The organism is Aeromonas australiensis, from assembly GCF_000819725.1.
GTDB lineage: Bacteria > Pseudomonadota > Gammaproteobacteria > Enterobacterales > Aeromonadaceae > Aeromonas > Aeromonas australiensis.
Genome location: NZ_CDDH01000076.1, coordinates 1 through 17,580 on the forward strand (window position 1 = coordinate 1; position 17,580 = coordinate 17,580).

Genomic DNA, 17,580 nt, shown 5'->3' on the forward strand with positions numbered 1-17,580 from the left:
CGAAAGCTTCAGTGTCTGAGATGTTTGACGTCAATGATCCTTCGTCTGTGGTTGAACGGGTCGCCCATGACCGGTTCAACTACATCTCATTTGCCAGGGGCGAGTGAGGGTGTGGCGAACGTTTCCAAGAGGTTTGCATGAATCATTTCGAGCTGTTTGGGCTGGTTGAAGGCTTCGAGCTCGATACCCGTCAGTTGGCTGATACCTACCGCCAGCTGCAAACCCAATTCCATCCTGATCGTTTTGCCACAGCCCCCGAACGGGAGCAACTGGCTGCGGTGCAACGTGCCGCCCAGATCAACGAAGCATTCACCACCCTCAAGGCGCCGCTGCGCCGTGCCGAATATCTGCTCTCCCTGCGTGGCACCGAGCTCCGTGGTGAACAGCAGACTCTGCAAGATACCGCATTTCTGATGCAGCAGCTGGAGTGGCGCGAGCGTCTGGCCGATCTGAAAGATGACGCTGACCCTGAGCGCGCCATCAAGGATTTTCGCAGCGAGATCAGGCATGATCACCAGATGTTGATGCAGCAGCTGACCGAGTCTCTTGCCGCCGGTAAAGATCTCGTTGCCGCTGATTGCGTTCGCAAACTCAAGTTTGTCGACAAGCTCCTCGAAGAGCTGGAACGATTCGAAGACTCGCTTCTCGAGTCTTGATCCTTTAACGCTGGAAGTTTCATTACCCATGGCATTACTGCAAATCGCCGAACCCGGCCAGAGCGCTGTTCCTCATCAGCACAAACGTGCCGTCGGCATCGATCTCGGCACCACCAATTCTCTCGTCGCTGCGGTTCGCAGCGGTCACGCCGATACCCTTTGCGATGAGCAAGGGCGCGACCTGCTCCCGTCTGTGGTGCACTATCAAAGCGACGCCATTCGAGTCGGAATTGATGCCAAGCGCGAAGCGGCACTCGATCCTCACAACACCATCGTCTCGGTCAAACGGATGATGGGCAAGGCGCTGGCCGATATCGATACCCGCCAGCAGCCTTACCAGTTTGTTGCCGCCGACAATGGCATGCCGCAACTGCAAACCCGTCAGGGGCTGGTCAATCCGGTGCAGGTTTCGGCCGAAATTCTCAAAAAGCTGGCCGAGCGTGGCGCCCAGACTCTCGGGGGCGATCTCGACGGCGTGGTCATTACCGTGCCCGCCTATTTCGACGATGCCCAGCGTCAGGGCACCAAGGATGCCGCCCGTCTGGCCGGTCTGCACGTGCTGCGCCTGCTCAACGAGCCGACCGCGGCCGCGATCGCCTATGGCCTTGACTCCGGTCAGGAGGGGGTGATCGCGGTATACGATCTGGGGGGCGGTACCTTCGATATCTCCATTCTGCGTCTGCATCGCGGTGTGTTTGAAGTGATGGCGACCGGCGGTGATTCTGCCCTCGGTGGCGATGATTTCGATCATCTGCTGGCGGACTGGATCAAGGAGCAAGCCGGTTTGACCGGCGAGCTGGATGCCCATCTGCAGCGCGAGCTGCTGGATGTGGCCGCTGCCGTCAAACACGGCCTGACCGATGCCGAGCAGGTCGCTTGCACCTTTGCCGGCTGGCAGGGTTCAGTGAGCCGCAGTCAGTTTGATGAACTCATCACCCCGCTGGTGAAACGTACCTTGCTGGCTTGTCGCCGCGCCCTGCGCGATGCGGGCCTTGAGCAGGTGGAAGTGCTGGAAGTGGTGATGGTCGGTGGCTCCACACGGGTGCCCTTGGTGCGCGAACGGGTGGGCGAGTTCTTCCAGCGCACGCCGCTGACCAGCATCGATCCGGACAAGGTGGTTGCCATCGGCGCCGCCATCCAGGCAGACATTCTGGTGGGCAACAAGCCCGATGCCGAAATGCTGCTGCTGGACGTTATCCCCCTGTCACTGGGTCTGGAGACCATGGGTGGCCTCGCCGAGAAGGTGATCCCGCGCAACACCACCATTCCGGTGGCCCGCGCCCAGGAGTTCACCACCTTTAAGGATGGCCAGACTGCCATGGCGATCCATGTGGTACAGGGTGAGCGCGAGCTGGTGGCCGATTGCCGCTCCCTGGCCCGCTTTACCCTGACCGGTATTCCGCCGATGGCCGCCGGTGCCGCCCATATTCGGGTCACCTTCCAGGTGGATGCGGATGGTCTGCTCTCGGTCAGCGCCATGGAGAAATCCTCCGGCGTGCAGGCCGAGATCCAGGTCAAGCCCTCCTACGGGCTGGCGGAGCAGGATATCCTCAACATGTTGAGCGCCTCCATCGAGAACGCCCAGCAGGATATGGATGCCCGCATGCTGGCCGAGCAGCAGGTTGAAGCCGACCGGGTGGTCGAGAGTCTCAATGCGGCGCTGGCCGCCGATGGCGATGCCCTGCTCAATGCGGCCGAGCGTGCCGAGATTGATGCCGCCATCGCCCATCTGCTGACCATGCGCAACAGCGGTGCAACCCATCAAATCAAAGAAGCCATTGAGGCGGCAGATGCTGTCAGTGGCGAGTTTGCAGCCCGCCGGATGGATGCTTCCATCCGCAAGGTGCTGACCGGACAAAACGTCAACAAGGTGTAATATGCCAAAACTGATTATTCTTCCCCACCCCGAGCTCTGTCCGGATGGTGCCGCCCTCGAGGGGCAAAGCGGTGAGACCATTCTGGATGTGGCGCTGCGCAATGGTATCGAGATCGAGCACGCCTGCGAGAAATCCTGTGCCTGTACCACCTGCCACTGCGTGGTACGCGAGGGCTTTGACTCGCTCGAGCCAAGTGATGAGCTGGAAGACGACATGCTGGACAAGGCGTGGGGACTGGAGCCGGAATCGCGCCTCAGCTGCCAGGCAAAACTGGCGGACGAGGATCTGGTGGTGGAACTGCCCAAGTACACCCTGAACCTTGCCTCTGAACGCCATTAATTACACATGAGTGAATTGCACCTGCAGCATCCTGTGGTGCTTCAGTGATATGGTGGAAGGCCGTGACCCTCGGGGGCACGGCCTTTTTTGTATTCGTTATTCTCTCTTTGCCAATAAGCTCTTTCCCATAAAGAGTGCTTATACATAGTGCCAGTAAAAAGGAAGCAAACACGATGGCTGACATGATGAAGGTAGCGTTATCCACCCAGGCTGCGGCCGCCTATTGGGGCGAGGGCGCACAGCTCAGTTTCAATGGCGACGAGGCACTGATCCATCTTGGTGCCGCCGATCAGGAGAAGGATGTGCTGCGCACTGTTCAGCGCGCCGCCCGTCGTCTTGAATCGAGCGGGATCAAGCGGGTGACGCTGGTCGGTGAAGACTGGGATCTGGAGCGTCGCTACGCGTTCGCCCAGGGGTTCTACGCCGCCAAGGGAGCGCGTGCAGTGGATTTCGGCCAGCAGAGCGACGGGGATGCCCGTGAACTGGATGCGCTGCTCAAGGCGGCTCGCTGGGTACGTGACATCACCAATGGCTGTCCGGAAGAGATCTACCCCATGAGTCTGGCGGAATCGGCCCTGTTGCTCATTCGTGGTCTGGCCGGGGATCAGGTTACTGCTCGCATCACCGCCGGTGAAGCGCTGCGCGAGTCCGGCCATATCGGGATCTGGTCGGTTGGCCGTGGCAGCGAGCGCGAGCCTGTGCTGCTGGAGCTCGACTACAACCCGACCGGGGATCGCAATGCGCCCGTGGTGGCGGCGCTGGTGGGCAAGGGGATCACTTTCGACTCCGGTGGCTACTCCATGAAGTCCTCTGACAACATGCTGCCGATGAAATCCGACATGGGCGGCGCGGCCATGGTGACCGGCGCGCTGGCACTGGCTATCAGCCGTGGTTTGAACCAGCGGGTGAAGCTCATTCTCTGCTGCGCCGAGAACCTGGTCTCCGGCCACGCCTTCAAGCTGGGCGACATCCTCACCTACAAAAACGGGGTTTCGGTCGAGATCCAGAACACCGATGCGGAAGGTCGTCTGGTGCTAGCCGATGGCTTGATGGCGGCCTCCGACAGTGGTGCGGCTTATATCCTTGACGCAGCCACCTTGACCGGTGCCGCCAAGATGGCGCTGGGGCGCGATTACAATGCGGTGTTTGCTCTCGATGAGACCGAACAGCAGCGCGCACTGGCCGCCGCCAAGGTGGAAAATGAACAGGCGTGGGCGTTGCCGCTTGAGCCCTGGCATGCCAGCCAGCTCACCTCGGCTTTTGCCGATCTGGGCAACGTCGCCTCAGCCGAAGGCACGGCCGGTGCCACCACGGCTGCTGCGTTCCTTTCCCGCTTCGTGCGTGACGAGGGCAAGGGCTGGGTGCACCTGGATCTGGCGGCGTCCTATCAGAAATCGGGCAACGATCTCTGGGCGACCGGTGCCAAGGGCCACGGTCTGCGCACCATCGCACGCTGGCTGCAGGAGGTGACCGCATGATTATCTGGTTAAGTCGTGAATTTGCACCGGCCGAGTGGGGGGAGGGGGCGCTGCTCTCCCACCGTGCCGACGGCATGGTGATCCATCTGGTGACGGCCAGTCCGCTGCTCGATATCCAGCAGGCGGCCCGTCGCCTCTGCCAGCAGGGGATCCAGAAAGTGACCCTGGCTGGTCACTGGGAGCGTGAACAGCAGTGGGCTTTTGCCCAAGGGCTGCAAACCCCCAAGGCTGAGGTGCAACTGCAGTGGGCCATGTCATCGGAAGAGGACAGAGAGGAGCTGGAAGCACGCTGGCTCTGCGGCCGCTGGGTGCGCGAGATGACCAATGCCACCCCGGAGCAGCTGGGCCCGCTGGAGCTGGCGGTGGAAGCAGCCTCCTTTATTACCGAGCTGGCGCCGGACAAGGTGAGTCATCGCATTTTAAAAGGCGAAGCGCTGCAACAGGCGGGCTGGGTCGGCCTTTACCAAGTGGGCCGCGGCAGTGCGCGCGAGCCGGTATTGCTGGAGCTCGACTTCAACCCGGGGCGTGACCCCAAGGCGCCGGTCGCGGCAGCGCTGGTGGGCAAGGGGATCACCTTTGACTCCGGTGGCTACTCCATGAAGAGCTCTGAGGGGATGCTCACCATGAAGTGCGACATGGGCGGCGCGGCGATTGTCACCGGTGCGCTGGCGCTGGCCATGCTGCGCGGGCTCGACAAGCGGGTGAAGCTGATCCTCTGCTGCGCCGAGAACCTGGTCTCCGGCCATGCCTACAAGCTGGGGGATATCCTCACTTACAAGAACGGTACCACGGTCGAGATTGTGAATACCGACGCCGAAGGGCGGCTGGTGCTGGCCGACGGCCTGCAACTGGCGAGCGAGTCCGGCGCACCGCTGATCATCGATGCCGCGACCCTGACCGGCGCAGCCGTGATGGCGCTGGGTGGGCGCTACAATGCCCTGTTCGGCCTCGATAAAGGGCTGGTAAGCCGGGCCATGACCTATGCCGATGCCGAGCATGAGCCAGCCTGGCCGCTGCCGCTGGAGCCCTGGCACCGCCAGCAGTGTCCCTCCCATTACGCCGACACGGCCAACAGCCGTCCGGTGAAGGGGGGCGGGCCGGGTGGCGCCTCCAATGCGGCGGGTTTCCTCTCCCGTTTCGTTGCCAACGAAGGGATGGGCTGGCTGCATATCGATCTGGCTGCCTGCTTCAGTGACAACGGCGATTCCCTTTGGGCGCCAGGAGCCAATACCCTGGGGATGCGCACCATAGCGCGGGCTCTGCTGGCGGAAGCCAAATAGGCGAGACAAGGCACCTTCGGGTGCCTTTTTCAGGCTGGTCGAATTGTGAACAAAAGATAGGCTTTTGGCGGCTTAAGTTAACTATTGTGCGCAAACGCACATATTTTCCGGCTCTGCTCGGTCAAGATGAGTGTGGATGTTGATTGCAAGGGAGTGATGTTTAATAAAAAGTTGCTTTTTTGTGTGTTTTTTCGGTTTTTGTTTACGTATAATCGCCAGCGAACATGGATTCTAACAATAAATCTCTGTAGTTAAGGAAAGATATCAATGGCCATCGAACGTACCTTCTCTATCGTCAAACCGGATGCTGTCAGCAAGAACCTGATCGGTGCCATCTATAGCCGTTTCGAAAGCGCAGGCTTGAAAGTGGTGGCATCCAAAATGCTGCACATGAGCAGTGAACAGGCTGCCGGTTTCTATGCCGAGCATCAGGGCAAACCTTTTTATGACAATCTGGTCAGCTTCATGACCTCTGGCCCTGTTATGGTGCAGGTGCTGGAAGGGGAAGATGCCATCCGTCGCAATCGCGAGATCATGGGGGCTACCAACCCGAAAGAGGCGCTGGCTGGCACCTTGCGTGCTTGCTACGCCGAGAGCATCGATCGCAACGCCGTGCATGGCTCCGATGCACCGGCATCCGCAGCCCGCGAAATTGCCTACTTCTTCTCTGACAACGAGATCTGCCCGCGCGGCTGATTTACGTGGATGATGACCCAAGGGAGCTTCGGCTCCCTTTGTTGTTTTCGCCGTTTACGCAATATCCCTCTATTCTCCAGGTGGAAAGCCAGACCCATTATTTGTACAATGCCGCCCCCTGACGTCGTCAGCCAATAATTGATGAAGTGTTTGAACTGAGGCCATTGATGAGCGAAACAAAAATCAACCTGCTGGATCTTGATCGGGATGCCATGCGTGCCTTTTTCGTCGAACTGGGCGAGAAGCCATTCCGGGCAGATCAGGTCATGAAGTGGATCTATCACTTTGGGTGTGATGATTTCGATCAGATGACCAACGTCAACAAGGTGCTCAAAGAGCGCCTCAAGGCGATCGCCGAGATCAAGGCACCCGAGATCAGCCGCGAGCAGCGCTCTGCCGATGGCACCATCAAGTGGGCCCTGCAGGTGGGTGATCAGGAAGTAGAGACCGTCTACATCCCGGAAGATGACCGCGCGACCCTCTGCGTCTCCTCTCAAGTTGGCTGTGCGCTGGAGTGCAAGTTCTGCTCTACGGCTCAGCAAGGTTTCAACCGCAATCTGAAAGTCTCCGAGATCATCGGTCAGGTGTGGCGTGCGGCCCGCGTGGTCGGTGGCAAGCGTCCCATCACCAACGTGGTGATGATGGGGATGGGCGAGCCGCTGCTCAACCTCGCTAACGTGGTGCCCGCCATGCGTCTGATGATGGATGACTATGGCTTTGGCATCTCCAAGCGCCGGGTGACCATCTCCACCTCTGGGGTGGTACCGGCGCTGGACAAGTTGGGCGACCAGATCGACGTGGCGCTGGCTATCTCCCTGCACGCCCCGAACGACAAGCTGCGCTCGGAGATCATGCCGATCAACGACAAATACAACATCGAGGAGTTCCTCGCCGGTGTCCGTCGTTACCTCGAGAAGTCAAACGCCAACGGTGGTCGGGTGACAGTGGAATATGTGTTGCTCGATCATATCAATGACGATATGCAGCATGCCCATGAGCTGGCCAAGGTGCTCAAGGATACCCCGAGCAAGATCAACCTGATCCCGTTCAACCCCTTCCCGGGCAACCCTTACGGCAAGCCGAGCAACAGCCGTATCGATCGCTTCTCCAAGGTGCTGATGGAGTACGGTTTTACCGTGATTGTCCGCAAGACCCGTGGTGATGATATCGATGCCGCCTGTGGTCAGCTGGTGGGTGACGTGATTGACCGTACCAAGCGAACTATCAAAAATCGGATGCAACAGGATGGGATTTCCGTCAAAATGGTTTAAATGCTAAGCCATTGTATAGACAGGGAATGGATACACGTACATTGATCGTAGTGGCAGCGCTCTGCGCGCTGCCAGGTTGTGTTACCGAGACCACTTACGCTGGCCAGAACTCGACCCAGCGTGAAGTGGGTCCTGATCTCAAGGCGGCGGCCCAAACCCGCCTGGACTTGGGTATCCAGTACCTCCGTCAGGGCAGTGCCGAACAGGCCAAGTTCAATCTTGATCGCGCCCTCCAGTATGATCCCTCCAATCCTCAGGTTCAGATTGGTTTTGCTTACTTCTACCAGCAGGTAGGGGATTTCAAGGCTGCCGAGACCCATTACAAGAATGCCCTCGCTATGGCCCCGTTCAATGCTGACGCGATGAACAACTATGGTGCCTTCCTCTGTGATCGCGGCCGGTATGATGAAGCTGATCAAGCGTTCAACCAGGCGGTTCTGCAGCCTGGCTATGTAAAAATCGCCAATACCTATGAAAATGCGGCACTTTGTGCACAGCAAAATGGCAGAAATGATAAAGCAGGCGAGTACTATCGCCTGGCCTTGGGGTATAATCCCCGCAATCCAAGGTTATTGCTGGACTTGGCCGAGCTTTCCATGAAAGATGGCAAGCTGTCTGATGTGCAGTCCTACCTCGCCCGTTTTGCCGACGTGGCAGACGAGAATGAGGAGAGTCTCTGGTTGAGACTGAAGCTGGCACAGGCGATGGACAAGCCGGCATTACTTCACCAATTCGGGACTGCGCTGGTAAGGCAATATCCCACTTCGCAACAAGCCAAGCGTTATTTAGCCAATGACTACTGAACAGCCACACGATTTCCAACAAGACGACTCCCAGGCAACAGGTCCAGGCCAGTTGCTGCGCAACGCCCGTGAACAGCTTGGCTGGACACGAGAACAGGTTGCGTCTCGCATTCACCTTCGTCTGACCCTGATCGCTGCCATTGAATCGGATACCTACGACAAGCACACGTCCCATACCTTTATTCGGGGCTATTTGCGTACCTATGCCAAGTTGGTAGGTGTCCCGGAAGAGACCATTCTTGCCGCTTACGATAAACTGGGTCTGACCCCTCCCGACAATATCGACATGCAGAGCTTCTCCCGTCGCTCTCGCCAGCAAGCCAACGACAATCGACTCAAGGTGGTCACCTGGTTGGTGATCCTGGTGTTGATTGCGCTCTCGGTTGCCTGGTGGTGGCAGAGTACTTCTCGTCGCTCCGCCGGAGACGAGGCATTGGCCGCTACCGAGATGAGTGCATCAGGCCCTATCCCTGCGGAGCTTGGGCTAACGCCACCCGATGTGATCAATGCCGACCTGGATGAGGGCACTGCCATTGTACCTGCCGTCACGGAGATGAGTGCCCCTGTGGTGGTTTCCGAGGCGAATGCTACCCTGGCACCGATTTCTGCGGCTAACGATGCAGAGGCATCAACTACCAATGAAGCGGGTTCCCAACAGGCTGCCGTCGAGCCGGCGCTGGCACCGCAACTGAAGATGAACTTCACCGCCGATTGTTGGCTTGATGTGAAGGATGCCAACGGCAAGACCCTGTTCAGTGGTCTGAAGAAGGCAAATGACGAGCTGGTGCTGGAAGGCGCCGAGCCCCTGAAGTTCATCATTGGCGCGCCGATGGCTGTCAAGCTCGACTACAAGGGCAAGTCCTTTGATATGAGCCGTTACAATAACGGCCGTACTGCCCGCTTCTCACTGCCGCAGGAGTAATCTGTTCGTCATGTCCGCACACGAATCTCCCATTATTCGTCGTAAATCACGGCAGATCATGGTCGGTAATGTACCGGTTGGGGGCGATGCCCCCATTACCGTACAGACCATGACCAACACCAAGACCACAGATGTTGCCGCCACCGTCGAGCAGATCCAGCGGATCGAGCGGGTCGGTGCCGATATCGTCCGTGTTTCCGTGCCTACCATGGAAGCGGCAGAAGCCTTCCGGCTTATCAAACAGCAGACCCGCATTCCCATCGTTGCCGATATCCATTTTGACTATCGCATCGCCCTGAAAGTGGCCGAGTACGGTGCCGACTGCCTGCGCATCAACCCGGGTAACATCGGCAACGAGCAACGTGTTCGCGCGGTGGTCGATTGCGCGCGCGACCTCAATATCCCGATCCGTATCGGGGTCAATGGCGGGTCGCTGGAGAAGGATATTCAGGAGAAGTACGGCGAGCCGACCCCCGAAGCGCTGGTGGAGTCCGCCATGCGTCACGTGGACTACCTGGATCGGCTCGACTTCCAGGACTTCAAGGTGAGCGTTAAGGCCTCCGATGTGTTCCTGGCAGTCGGTGCCTATCGCCTGCTGGCCAAGCAGATTGAACAGCCGCTGCACCTTGGCATCACCGAAGCAGGCGGTTTCCGTGCCGGCGCGGTGAAGTCTGCCATCGGTCTGGGGATGCTGCTCACTGACGGCATCGGCGATACCCTGCGTATCTCGCTGGCGGCGGATCCGGTGGAGGAGGTGAAAGTCGGTTTCGATATCCTCAAATCCCTGCGCATTCGCTCCCGTGGCATCAACTTTATCGCTTGCCCATCCTGCTCACGGCAGGAGTTCGATGTGATCGCTACCGTCAACGCACTGGAAGAGCGGCTCGAAGACATCATCACCCCGATGGATGTCTCCATCATAGGTTGTGTGGTCAATGGCCCGGGCGAAGCGCTGGTCTCCGACCTTGGGCTGGCGGGTGCCGCCAACAAGAGTGCCTTCTATGAAGGGGGCCAGCGGGTCGATCGGCTCGACAACAAGGATCTGGTTCCGGTACTGGAGCGACGCATTCGCGCCCGGGCAGCCATGCTGGATCCCGCCAACCGGATCCTGATGGACAAGGATTGAGCAAATCTGGGCCACATCGGGTGGCCCTTTTTCCAGGTGACTGATTTTAAATCCCGTATCCGGACTCCCTGATTTTACCTTGGGGGGGAAAATCCCTATAATGCGGCCAAATTTTACCTCTTTTTCTCGAGTATCAACGTGGCAAAACAGATCCAAGCTATTCGCGGTATGAATGATTGCCTGCCGGAGCAGAGCCCGGTATGGCAGAAGGTTGAACAGATCCTGCGCCAGGTCGTCGCCAGTTATGGCTACAGCGAGGTGCGCATGCCCATCGTAGAACAGACTCATCTGTTCAAGCGCGCCATCGGTGAAGTGACCGACGTGGTCGAAAAAGAGATGTACACCTTTGAAGATCGCAACGGCGACAGCCTGAGTCTGCGTCCGGAAGGGACCGCCAGCTGCGTCCGTGCCGGTATCGAACACGGTCTGCTCTATAACCAGGAACGCCGGATGTGGTACATGGGCCCCATGTTCCGTCACGAGCGTCCCCAGAAGGGCCGTTACCGCCAGTTCCACCAGTTTGGGGTCGAGCTGTTCGGTATCAACGGGCCGGATATTGACGCTGAACTGATCATGCTAACCCACCGTCTGTGGCGTCTGTTCGGCATCAGCGAGCATGTCACCCTGCAGCTCAACACCCTGGGCCAGAGCAGCGAACGTGCCGCTTACCGCGATGCGCTGGTGGCCTATCTGGAGCAGTACAAAGATCAGCTGGACGAAGAGAGCCAGCGCCGCATGTACAGCAACCCGCTGCGGGTGCTCGACTCCAAGGATGAAAAGGTACAAACCATTCTGGTCGGTGCCCCGCGTCTGTTCGACCATCTGGGCGAAGAGAGCCTGGCCCACTTCGAGGGGCTCAAGCGCCTGCTCGAGTCCGCCGGTATCAAATACGAAGTGAACGAGCGTCTGGTACGTGGTCTTGACTACTACAACCTGACCGTGTTCGAGTGGGTCACCAGCAGTCTGGGTGCCCAGGGCACCGTCTGTGCCGGTGGCCGCTACGATGGTCTGGTGGAGCAGTTGGGCGGTCAACCGACCCCGGCCGTGGGCTTTGCCATGGGCATGGAGCGTCTGGTGCTGATGCTGGAGACCCTCGAGCTCAACGCCGATATCCGCCCGGCGGTGGATGTTTATCTGGCGATGGTGGGCGAGGGGACCGAACAGGCTGGCTTCCAGCTGGCCGAGCGGCTGCGCGATACCCTGCCGGACCTGCGCCTGATGAGCCACTGCGGTGGTGGCAACTTCAAGAAACAACTCAAACGTGCCGACAAGAGCGGCGCGGCAATCGCCCTGATCCTTGGTGAAACCGAGGTGCAAAACGGGGAGATCACTATCAAATATCTGCGTGGTCAGGCCGAGCAACAGACCGTCAAGGTTGACGCCGCCATTGCCCTGCTGGCAGCCAAAGGAGAGTAAGCTGTGGAAGTCTATACCACCGAAGAACAACAGGTTGAGGTTATCAAGGAGTGGTGGAAAGAGAACGGAACCTCGGTGATTGCCGGGACCGTGATCGGTCTGGTCGGTCTGTTCGGCTGGCGCTATTACAACCAGCACCAGCAAGAGACCATGGAGGCCTCCTCCGCGGCTTACAATCAGGTGATTGAGCAACTGGTCAAGGGCGATGCCGCCGGTTTCGAGCAGGCACAGCAGTTTGTCACCGCCAATAAGGGCGACGCCTACGGCGAACTGGCCGCGTTGCAACTGGCTGCTGCTGCCGTCAAGGCGGGCAAACTGGATCTGGCTGCCGAGCAGCTGGATCTGGTGGCGACCACGGGTGACGAGAGCATTCGTCCCATCGCGGCGTTGCGTCTGGCCCGTGTGCTGAATGATCAGGGCAAGGCAGATGAAGCGCTGGCCAAGCTGGCGACTATCCAGAATGAGGCCTTCAAGGCGCAGGTCGCTGAAGCCCGTGGTGATGTGCTGCAAAAGCAGGGCAAGATTGAAGAGGCTCGCGACGCCTATCAGGCGGCGGCGGATGCCGGCGGCCTGCAGGGTAGCGCCGAGCTCAAGCTGAAAATGGACGATCTGGCCCTGCCGGCCGTTGCGACTGGTGAGGCGCCGGATGCGTAATCTATTCAAAATGGTGGCGCTGGGGGCTGCGGTCTCCTTCGCGTTGCAGGGGTGCTCCCTGTTCAGTTCGGAAGAGGATCTCAACCCGATGGCGCCGCTGCCCAAGGTTGAATCTGCCTTCACTGCCGACACCGCATGGTCATCCACTGTGGGCGGTGGTATCGGTGATTTCTACTCCCAGCTCAAGCCGGTGGTGGAAGAGGATCGCATTTACGCGGCCGCTCGTGATGGCGATGTCCGTGCTTTTGACCGTGCCAGTGGCAAGCGGTTGTGGCATGTCGATCTGGCCGATTTGCCGGTCAACGCCGACAAACGCAGTGCTCGTCTCTCCGGTGGTCTGGTCTCCCGTTATGGCAAGTTGTTCCTCGGCTCCGAGAACGGGGTGGTCTACGCCCTGAACGAAGAGAACGGTGAAGTGCTGTGGCAGACCAAGGTGCCCGGCGAAGTGGTGGCGAGCCCCGCGGTGGAAGATGGCCGCGTAGTGGTGTTGACCACCTCCGGTCGCCTGATCGCCCTCGACACTGACGAAGGCAAGATGCAGTGGACCCTCGCCGAAGAGCAGCCTCCGTTGACCTTGCGCAGTGCCGGTGCACCGGTGATCACCAACGGCGCCGTGATTTACGGCCGTGCCGATGGCAAGGTGGGTATCGCCTTGCTCGGCAATGGCCAGCCGGTCCGTCAGTCCAAGGTGGCTGATCCGCGCGGTGCAACCGAACTGGACCGCATGGTTGACGTTGATGCCAGCCCGCTGATTGCTGGTGATGAGCTCTATGCCATCGCTTATAACGGTCAGTTGATGGCGCGTAAGCTGATGACCGGTGACGAAGTGTGGAAGCGCAAGTATTCCGGCTATCGCGATCTGGCGATAAGCGGTAATGCCATCGTGCTGACCGACAGCCGCAGCCATCTGTTTGCCATCGACCGTCGCAATGGTCTGGAGCTGTGGTCCAACACCCAGCTGGAGAATCGTACCGTTACTGCACCTGTCATCTTTGGTGACTATGTGGTGGTGGGGGATGTGGAAGGATACCTGTATTGGCTTGATCGTACCGATGGGTCCATCAAGGCGATGCAGCAGCTCGATAGCAGTGGTCTCTATGCCGCCCCGCTGGTGGATGACGAGACCCTCTATGTGCAGAGCCGTGGCGGTAAGTTGTACGCACTCAAGCGTCCTTGATCGTCCGATAATGTGAATATCCGGCTCCTGGTCTTCGGACCCGGAGCCTTTGTCGTCTTGAGAATGAGGCTTTTATGACTCCTGTAGTAGCCCTGGTGGGCCGCCCCAACGTGGGGAAATCCACCCTGTTTAACCGCTTGACCCGAACTCGGGATGCCCTGGTTGCCGATTTTCCCGGTCTGACCCGGGACCGTAAATACGGTCAGGCGAAGTTGGGCGAGCTGGAATTTATCGTGGTCGATACCGGTGGTATCGATGGCACCGAAGAGGGGATCGAGCTGAAGATGGCCGAGCAATCCCTGCTGGCCATCGAAGAAGCGGATGTTGTGCTGTTTATGGTGGATGCCCGTGCCGGTCTGACCGCGGCGGATCAAGCCATCGCCGAGCACTTGCGCAAGGCCCACAAGAAGGTATTTCTGGTGGCCAACAAGACCGACGGTATCGACGGTGATTCCGCGGTCTCCGAGTTCTACGGTCTGGCGCTGGGCGAGGTCTATCAGATCGCGGCCGCCCACGGTCGTGGCGTGCTGAGCCTGCTGGAACTGGCCCTGGCTCCCCATCTGGAGACCCTGGTTGACGTCGCTACCGATGAAGATGCGCAGGATGAAGAAGAGGAGGAGTTCGACGAAGAAGCCCTGCTGCGCATGGTGGCTGCCGGTGAACTCGATACCAAAGAGGACACCAAAGAGACGCCGTTTGCTGACCTGCCCATCAAGTTTGCCATTGTCGGTCGTCCCAACGTCGGTAAATCTACCCTGACCAACCGTATGCTGGGTGAGGATCGGGTCATCGTCTATGACATGCCCGGCACTACTCGTGACTCCGTCTACATTCCGATGGAGCGTGACGAGCAGAAGTATGTGGTTATCGATACCGCCGGTGTGCGTCGTCGTGGCAAGGTGCACGAGACGGTGGAGAAGTTCTCCGTTATCAAAACCCTGAAAGCCATTGAAGATGCCAATGTTTGCCTGCTGGTGATCGACGCCCAGGAGACCATCACCGATCAGGACTTGAGCATCCTCGGCTATGTGCTCCACGCCGGCCGCTCCGTGGTGCTGGTGGTGAACAAGTGGGATGGTCTGGATCAGAAGGTGAAAGAGGATGTGAAGAACGAGCTGGATCGTCGCTTGGGCTTCATCGACTTCGCGCGCGTCCACTTCATCTCCGCCCTGCACGGCAGCGGTGTCGGCCACCTGTTTGAATCCATTCAGGAGGCTTACCAGTCCGCCACCCGTCGTACCAGCACGGCCATGCTGACCCGCATCATGCAGATGGCGCAGGAAGATCACCAGCCGCCGATGGTCAACGGTCGTCGCGTCAAGCTCAAGTATGCCCACGCCGGTGGCTACAACCCGCCGCGCATCGTGATCCACGGCAACCAGCTGAACGACCTGCCGGACTCCTACAAGCGCTACCTCATCAACTACTTCCGCAAGTCCCTCAAGATCATGGGCTCGCCGATCCGGGTCGAATTCCAGGAGTCGGTCAACCCGTTTGAAGGCAAGAAGAACACCATGACCCTGAGTCAGGAGCGTCAGCGCAAACGCCTGCTGAAAATGAAGAAGAAATAAGTCCTTGCGGCTGCCCTCACCGGCAGCCGCTTTGTTATCCTCGCCACGTTAAGGTGAGGAATTAGGGGAGGGGGATCTGCCATGGAACAAGACCATGGCAAATCCACTTTTCGAGGAGTCGACAATGGAAGCCCTGCTTTGTCCATCATGCCAGGCTGAACTGGATACCCGCAGCAAGGAGCAAACCTGTGGTCAGTGCCAGGCTAACGTTCACGTTACGGCCATCTGCCCCACCTGCCAACAGGAGCTGGAGCGTCTCAAGGCGTGCGGCGCGGTGGATTACTTCTGCAACCACTGCAACTCGCTGATCTCCAAGCGGTCGGTACAGTTCAAGGTGGCGCTGGTGTAAGACAGTATTCAGGTGAGAAAGAAGATAAAAAAACCCGGCTAATGCCGGGTTTATGCTGTGTGCTCTGCAATAAGCAGGGTATAGGATCGATTTCTGCGCCACAGGTTGCGCTTGATGTCATGAAGCTTGAGTTTGCGTCTGGGGCTCCAGCTGCACTTCGCTTTTCTGACCAGACTGATTTTTCTACGTTTTTGCATCTTGGTCTCCTCCCAACTCAGGTGGCCATCCCGGCCTTGGGTCATTGATGGAGCCCATCCGAAATTGCTGTTGTTTAATCTCACAACATAATGAAAATAATGCGATTTCGGATAGGCTCCGATGTGAATCGATGGTAACAGAGAAGTTTGCGTGAAAACAGCCGAATAAATAATGACTGTTTAGCTCATGGTGATCTGCTTGACTATTTCGGCAATGGCGGTGGGGCGCTCGGTCAGCTCGGCTTCGCTGTCGTCGTCGAGGCTCTCCCGCTGGTGGGCTTTTTGTTGCTCGTTGTCGAGCCAGAGTAGGCTCTGGTAGTACTGGCGCACATTGTTGACATAATTGCGTGCCTCGCTGCCACGGGCATAGCCGTAACGTACCTTGCTATGCCAGCGTGCCTGTTGCAGCAGTGGTAGTACATCCTTGACGTCGCTCCAGGCATCGGGATTTTTGCCCAGCTGTTTGGTCAGGCGGCGGGCATCCATCATATGGCCGTAACCGATGTTGTAGGCGGTGAGGGCAAACCACACTTTTTCGTCCTCAGGCACCGAGTCGGGTACCTTCTCCATCATCTGCTGCAGATAGAGGGCCCCCCCCTTGATACTCTCCTCGGGGTGCAAGCGGTTGTTGACCCCGACCGCCTTGGCGGTGGGCTCGGTCAGCATCATCATGCCGCGCACCCCTGTGTAGGAGCGCGCTTCCGGATCCCAGTGGGACTCCTGATAGCTGATGGCAGCCAGCAGGCGCCAGTCGAAGTTCTTGGCGTGGGTCTGGAACAGGGGCTGATATTTGGGTAGCAGGCTCTTGGCTCGCTTGAGAAAGGTGCGGGTATCGACAAAATCGAAGTTCTGCACATGACCGAAATACTTCTCGTCGAGCTTGGCGATGGCCCCATCCATAAAGCGTTGGCCGAAGAACTCAATCACGCTGGCATAGAGGCTGTCGTCGGGCAGTTTGCTCATGGCCCAGGCTACGGTCTGATTCTTGGAGAGGGTCAGTCCCTCGGTGAGCTCCGGGTAGTAGCGCTGGGTACGGGCCAGCACAGTATCCTGTACCACCGTGTAGTCAATCTTGCCATCTACTACCTGCTTGAGCAGCGCCTCCACATCGGCGTTGTCGCTGGTGCTCCAGGTCAGTTTGGGATTTTCCTTGCTTATCTCTTTGAGTAGATCTTCTCCGGTTGAGCCGGCGGCCACCACCAGCTTGCCCTTGATATCGTTCAATGAGGCCGGCTTGGGTTTGCCGTTGCGGTAGACCAGCTTGGGGGAGACCTGGTAGAAGCCAGGGCCGAAGCGAAACAGCTCGCGCCGCTCGGGGGTGACCATGATGGCGGCGGCCGCCAGATCGATTTTGCCCTTTTTCAGCAGGGCGACCAGTTGGTCAGTGGTGTCGACCGGGATGATGGTGAGTGTCACCCCCAACCAGTCGGCATAATTTTGCGCCAGCTCGTAATCGAACCCCTGGGCGAGGTCGTCACGCTGGTAATAGGAGGTGGGACCATAGATGGAGCCAACCCGGATCTCGCCGCGTTGGCGGATCTGCTCCAGCTGGCTGGAGGGGCTATAGAAGTCGCAGCCAACCAGCGTCAGCGTCAACAACAGCCCGATAAACAGTCGAAAAATGCAGCGCAAGTAGGTGAGTACCTTTGTTGAAAAAATCGGCATTTGTCAAAAAAGAGGCACCTTTATACCAGAGAGTGTGCGCAGAGTCACACTGCACGAAGTGAGAAAAACGTTTGTCCGCTGTGAGCCAGATCCCTATAATACG

The 17,580-nt window shown here is 58.5% G+C and carries 16 protein-coding genes; 15 read left to right on the forward strand and 1 reads right to left on the reverse strand.

Annotated features, from left to right (window positions below; translation table 11 throughout):
- Positions 1–137 precede the first annotated feature (137 nt).
- From hscB to BN1117_RS14195, 15 genes are all read left to right on the forward strand, one after another.
- Entirely contained in the window at positions 138–656 is a 519-nt protein-coding gene (hscB, locus tag BN1117_RS14125; protein ID WP_040098366.1) for a co-chaperone HscB, read from the forward strand.
- 28 nt (positions 657–684) lie between these two features.
- On the forward strand, positions 685–2,532 hold the full coding sequence (gene hscA, locus BN1117_RS14130) for a Fe-S protein assembly chaperone HscA (protein ID WP_040098368.1): 1,848 nt from the start codon (positions 685–687) through the stop codon (positions 2,530–2,532).
- Between the two features lies 1 nt (position 2,533).
- Positions 2,534–2,872: an ISC system 2Fe-2S type ferredoxin gene (gene fdx, locus BN1117_RS14135; protein ID WP_040098370.1), complete on the forward strand. Its 339-nt coding sequence runs from the start codon at positions 2,534–2,536 to the stop codon at positions 2,870–2,872.
- Between the two features lie 173 nt (positions 2,873–3,045).
- Positions 3,046–4,350, forward strand: coding sequence for an aminopeptidase PepB (gene pepB / locus BN1117_RS14140; protein ID WP_040098372.1), 1,305 nt, complete (start codon positions 3,046–3,048; stop codon positions 4,348–4,350).
- The gene (gene pepB / locus BN1117_RS14145; protein ID WP_040098374.1) at positions 4,347–5,630 is read left to right on the forward strand and encodes an aminopeptidase PepB; all 1,284 of its coding nucleotides are present in this window, start codon (positions 4,347–4,349) and stop codon (positions 5,628–5,630) included. Before pepB (BN1117_RS14140) ends, pepB (BN1117_RS14145) begins: the two co-directional genes overlap by 4 nt.
- 267 nt (positions 5,631–5,897) lie before the next feature.
- A complete protein-coding gene (gene ndk, locus BN1117_RS14150) occupies positions 5,898–6,326 on the forward strand; it encodes a nucleoside-diphosphate kinase (RefSeq protein ID WP_005333805.1) in 429 nt (142 codons plus the stop codon).
- Positions 6,327–6,493: 167 nt separating this feature from the next.
- A complete protein-coding gene (rlmN, locus tag BN1117_RS14155; protein ID WP_033136073.1) occupies positions 6,494–7,597 on the forward strand; it encodes a dual-specificity RNA methyltransferase RlmN in 1,104 nt (367 codons plus the stop codon).
- 11 nt (positions 7,598–7,608) lie between these two features.
- Complete coding sequence (gene tapF / locus BN1117_RS14160) at positions 7,609–8,400, forward strand: PilW family type IVa pilus biogenesis/stability lipoprotein TapF (RefSeq protein ID WP_156129998.1); 792 nt, start codon at positions 7,609–7,611, stop codon at positions 8,398–8,400.
- Entirely contained in the window at positions 8,390–9,322 is a 933-nt protein-coding gene (locus BN1117_RS14165; protein WP_040098378.1) for a RodZ domain-containing protein, read from the forward strand. The genes tapF and BN1117_RS14165 overlap by 11 nt, the downstream gene beginning before the upstream one ends.
- A gap of 10 nt (positions 9,323–9,332) precedes the next feature.
- Positions 9,333–10,448: a flavodoxin-dependent (E)-4-hydroxy-3-methylbut-2-enyl-diphosphate synthase gene (gene ispG, locus BN1117_RS14170; protein ID WP_040098380.1), complete on the forward strand. Its 1,116-nt coding sequence runs from the start codon at positions 9,333–9,335 to the stop codon at positions 10,446–10,448.
- A gap of 138 nt (positions 10,449–10,586) precedes the next feature.
- The gene (hisS, locus tag BN1117_RS14175) at positions 10,587–11,864 is read left to right on the forward strand and encodes a histidine--tRNA ligase (protein ID WP_040098383.1); all 1,278 of its coding nucleotides are present in this window, start codon (positions 10,587–10,589) and stop codon (positions 11,862–11,864) included.
- 3 nt (positions 11,865–11,867) lie between these two features.
- Positions 11,868–12,518 (forward strand): YfgM family protein, encoded by a 651-nt coding sequence (locus BN1117_RS14180; protein WP_040098385.1) that lies wholly within the window; start codon positions 11,868–11,870, stop codon positions 12,516–12,518.
- A complete protein-coding gene (gene bamB / locus BN1117_RS14185; protein WP_040098387.1) occupies positions 12,511–13,695 on the forward strand; it encodes an outer membrane protein assembly factor BamB in 1,185 nt (394 codons plus the stop codon). Before BN1117_RS14180 ends, bamB begins: the two co-directional genes overlap by 8 nt.
- A 74-nt stretch (positions 13,696–13,769) precedes the next feature.
- Entirely contained in the window at positions 13,770–15,266 is a 1,497-nt protein-coding gene (gene der, locus BN1117_RS14190) for a ribosome biogenesis GTPase Der (RefSeq protein ID WP_040098388.1), read from the forward strand.
- A gap of 124 nt (positions 15,267–15,390) precedes the next feature.
- Entirely contained in the window at positions 15,391–15,615 is a 225-nt protein-coding gene (locus BN1117_RS14195; protein WP_040098390.1) for a zinc ribbon domain-containing protein, read from the forward strand.
- A gap of 377 nt (positions 15,616–15,992) precedes the next feature.
- Here the strand turns inward: BN1117_RS14195 and mltF are convergent, their stop codons facing one another.
- Positions 15,993–17,477 carry a membrane-bound lytic murein transglycosylase MltF gene (mltF, locus tag BN1117_RS14200; RefSeq protein ID WP_040098392.1) on the reverse strand — a complete coding sequence of 495 codons (1,485 nt, stop codon included), beginning with the start codon at positions 17,475–17,477 and terminating at the stop codon, positions 15,993–15,995.
- Between the last annotated feature and the right edge of the window lie 103 nt (positions 17,478–17,580).

Bases quoted from the DNA above. Each gene is read 5' to 3' on its own strand.
- rlmN (WP_033136073.1), top strand. From the start codon at position 6,494: ATGAGCGAAACAAAAATCAACCTGCTGGATCTTGATCGGGATGCCATG.
- mltF (WP_040098392.1), bottom strand. From the start codon at position 17,477: ATGCCGATTTTTTCAACAAAGGTACTCACCTACTTGCGCTGCATTTTT.
- BN1117_RS14195 (WP_040098390.1), top strand. From the start codon at position 15,391: ATGGAAGCCCTGCTTTGTCCATCATGCCAGGCTGAACTGGATACCCGC.
- hscA (WP_040098368.1), top strand. From the start codon at position 685: ATGGCATTACTGCAAATCGCCGAACCCGGCCAGAGCGCTGTTCCTCAT.
- der (WP_040098388.1), top strand. From the start codon at position 13,770: ATGACTCCTGTAGTAGCCCTGGTGGGCCGCCCCAACGTGGGGAAATCC.
- fdx (WP_040098370.1), top strand. From the start codon at position 2,534: ATGCCAAAACTGATTATTCTTCCCCACCCCGAGCTCTGTCCGGATGGT.
- ispG (WP_040098380.1), top strand. From the start codon at position 9,333: ATGTCCGCACACGAATCTCCCATTATTCGTCGTAAATCACGGCAGATC.
- pepB (WP_040098372.1), top strand. From the start codon at position 3,046: ATGGCTGACATGATGAAGGTAGCGTTATCCACCCAGGCTGCGGCCGCC.
- BN1117_RS14165 (WP_040098378.1), top strand. From the start codon at position 8,390: ATGACTACTGAACAGCCACACGATTTCCAACAAGACGACTCCCAGGCA.
- ndk (WP_005333805.1), top strand. From the start codon at position 5,898: ATGGCCATCGAACGTACCTTCTCTATCGTCAAACCGGATGCTGTCAGC.
- pepB (WP_040098374.1), top strand. From the start codon at position 4,347: ATGATTATCTGGTTAAGTCGTGAATTTGCACCGGCCGAGTGGGGGGAG.
- hscB (WP_040098366.1), top strand. From the start codon at position 138: ATGAATCATTTCGAGCTGTTTGGGCTGGTTGAAGGCTTCGAGCTCGAT.
- bamB (WP_040098387.1), top strand. From the start codon at position 12,511: ATGCGTAATCTATTCAAAATGGTGGCGCTGGGGGCTGCGGTCTCCTTC.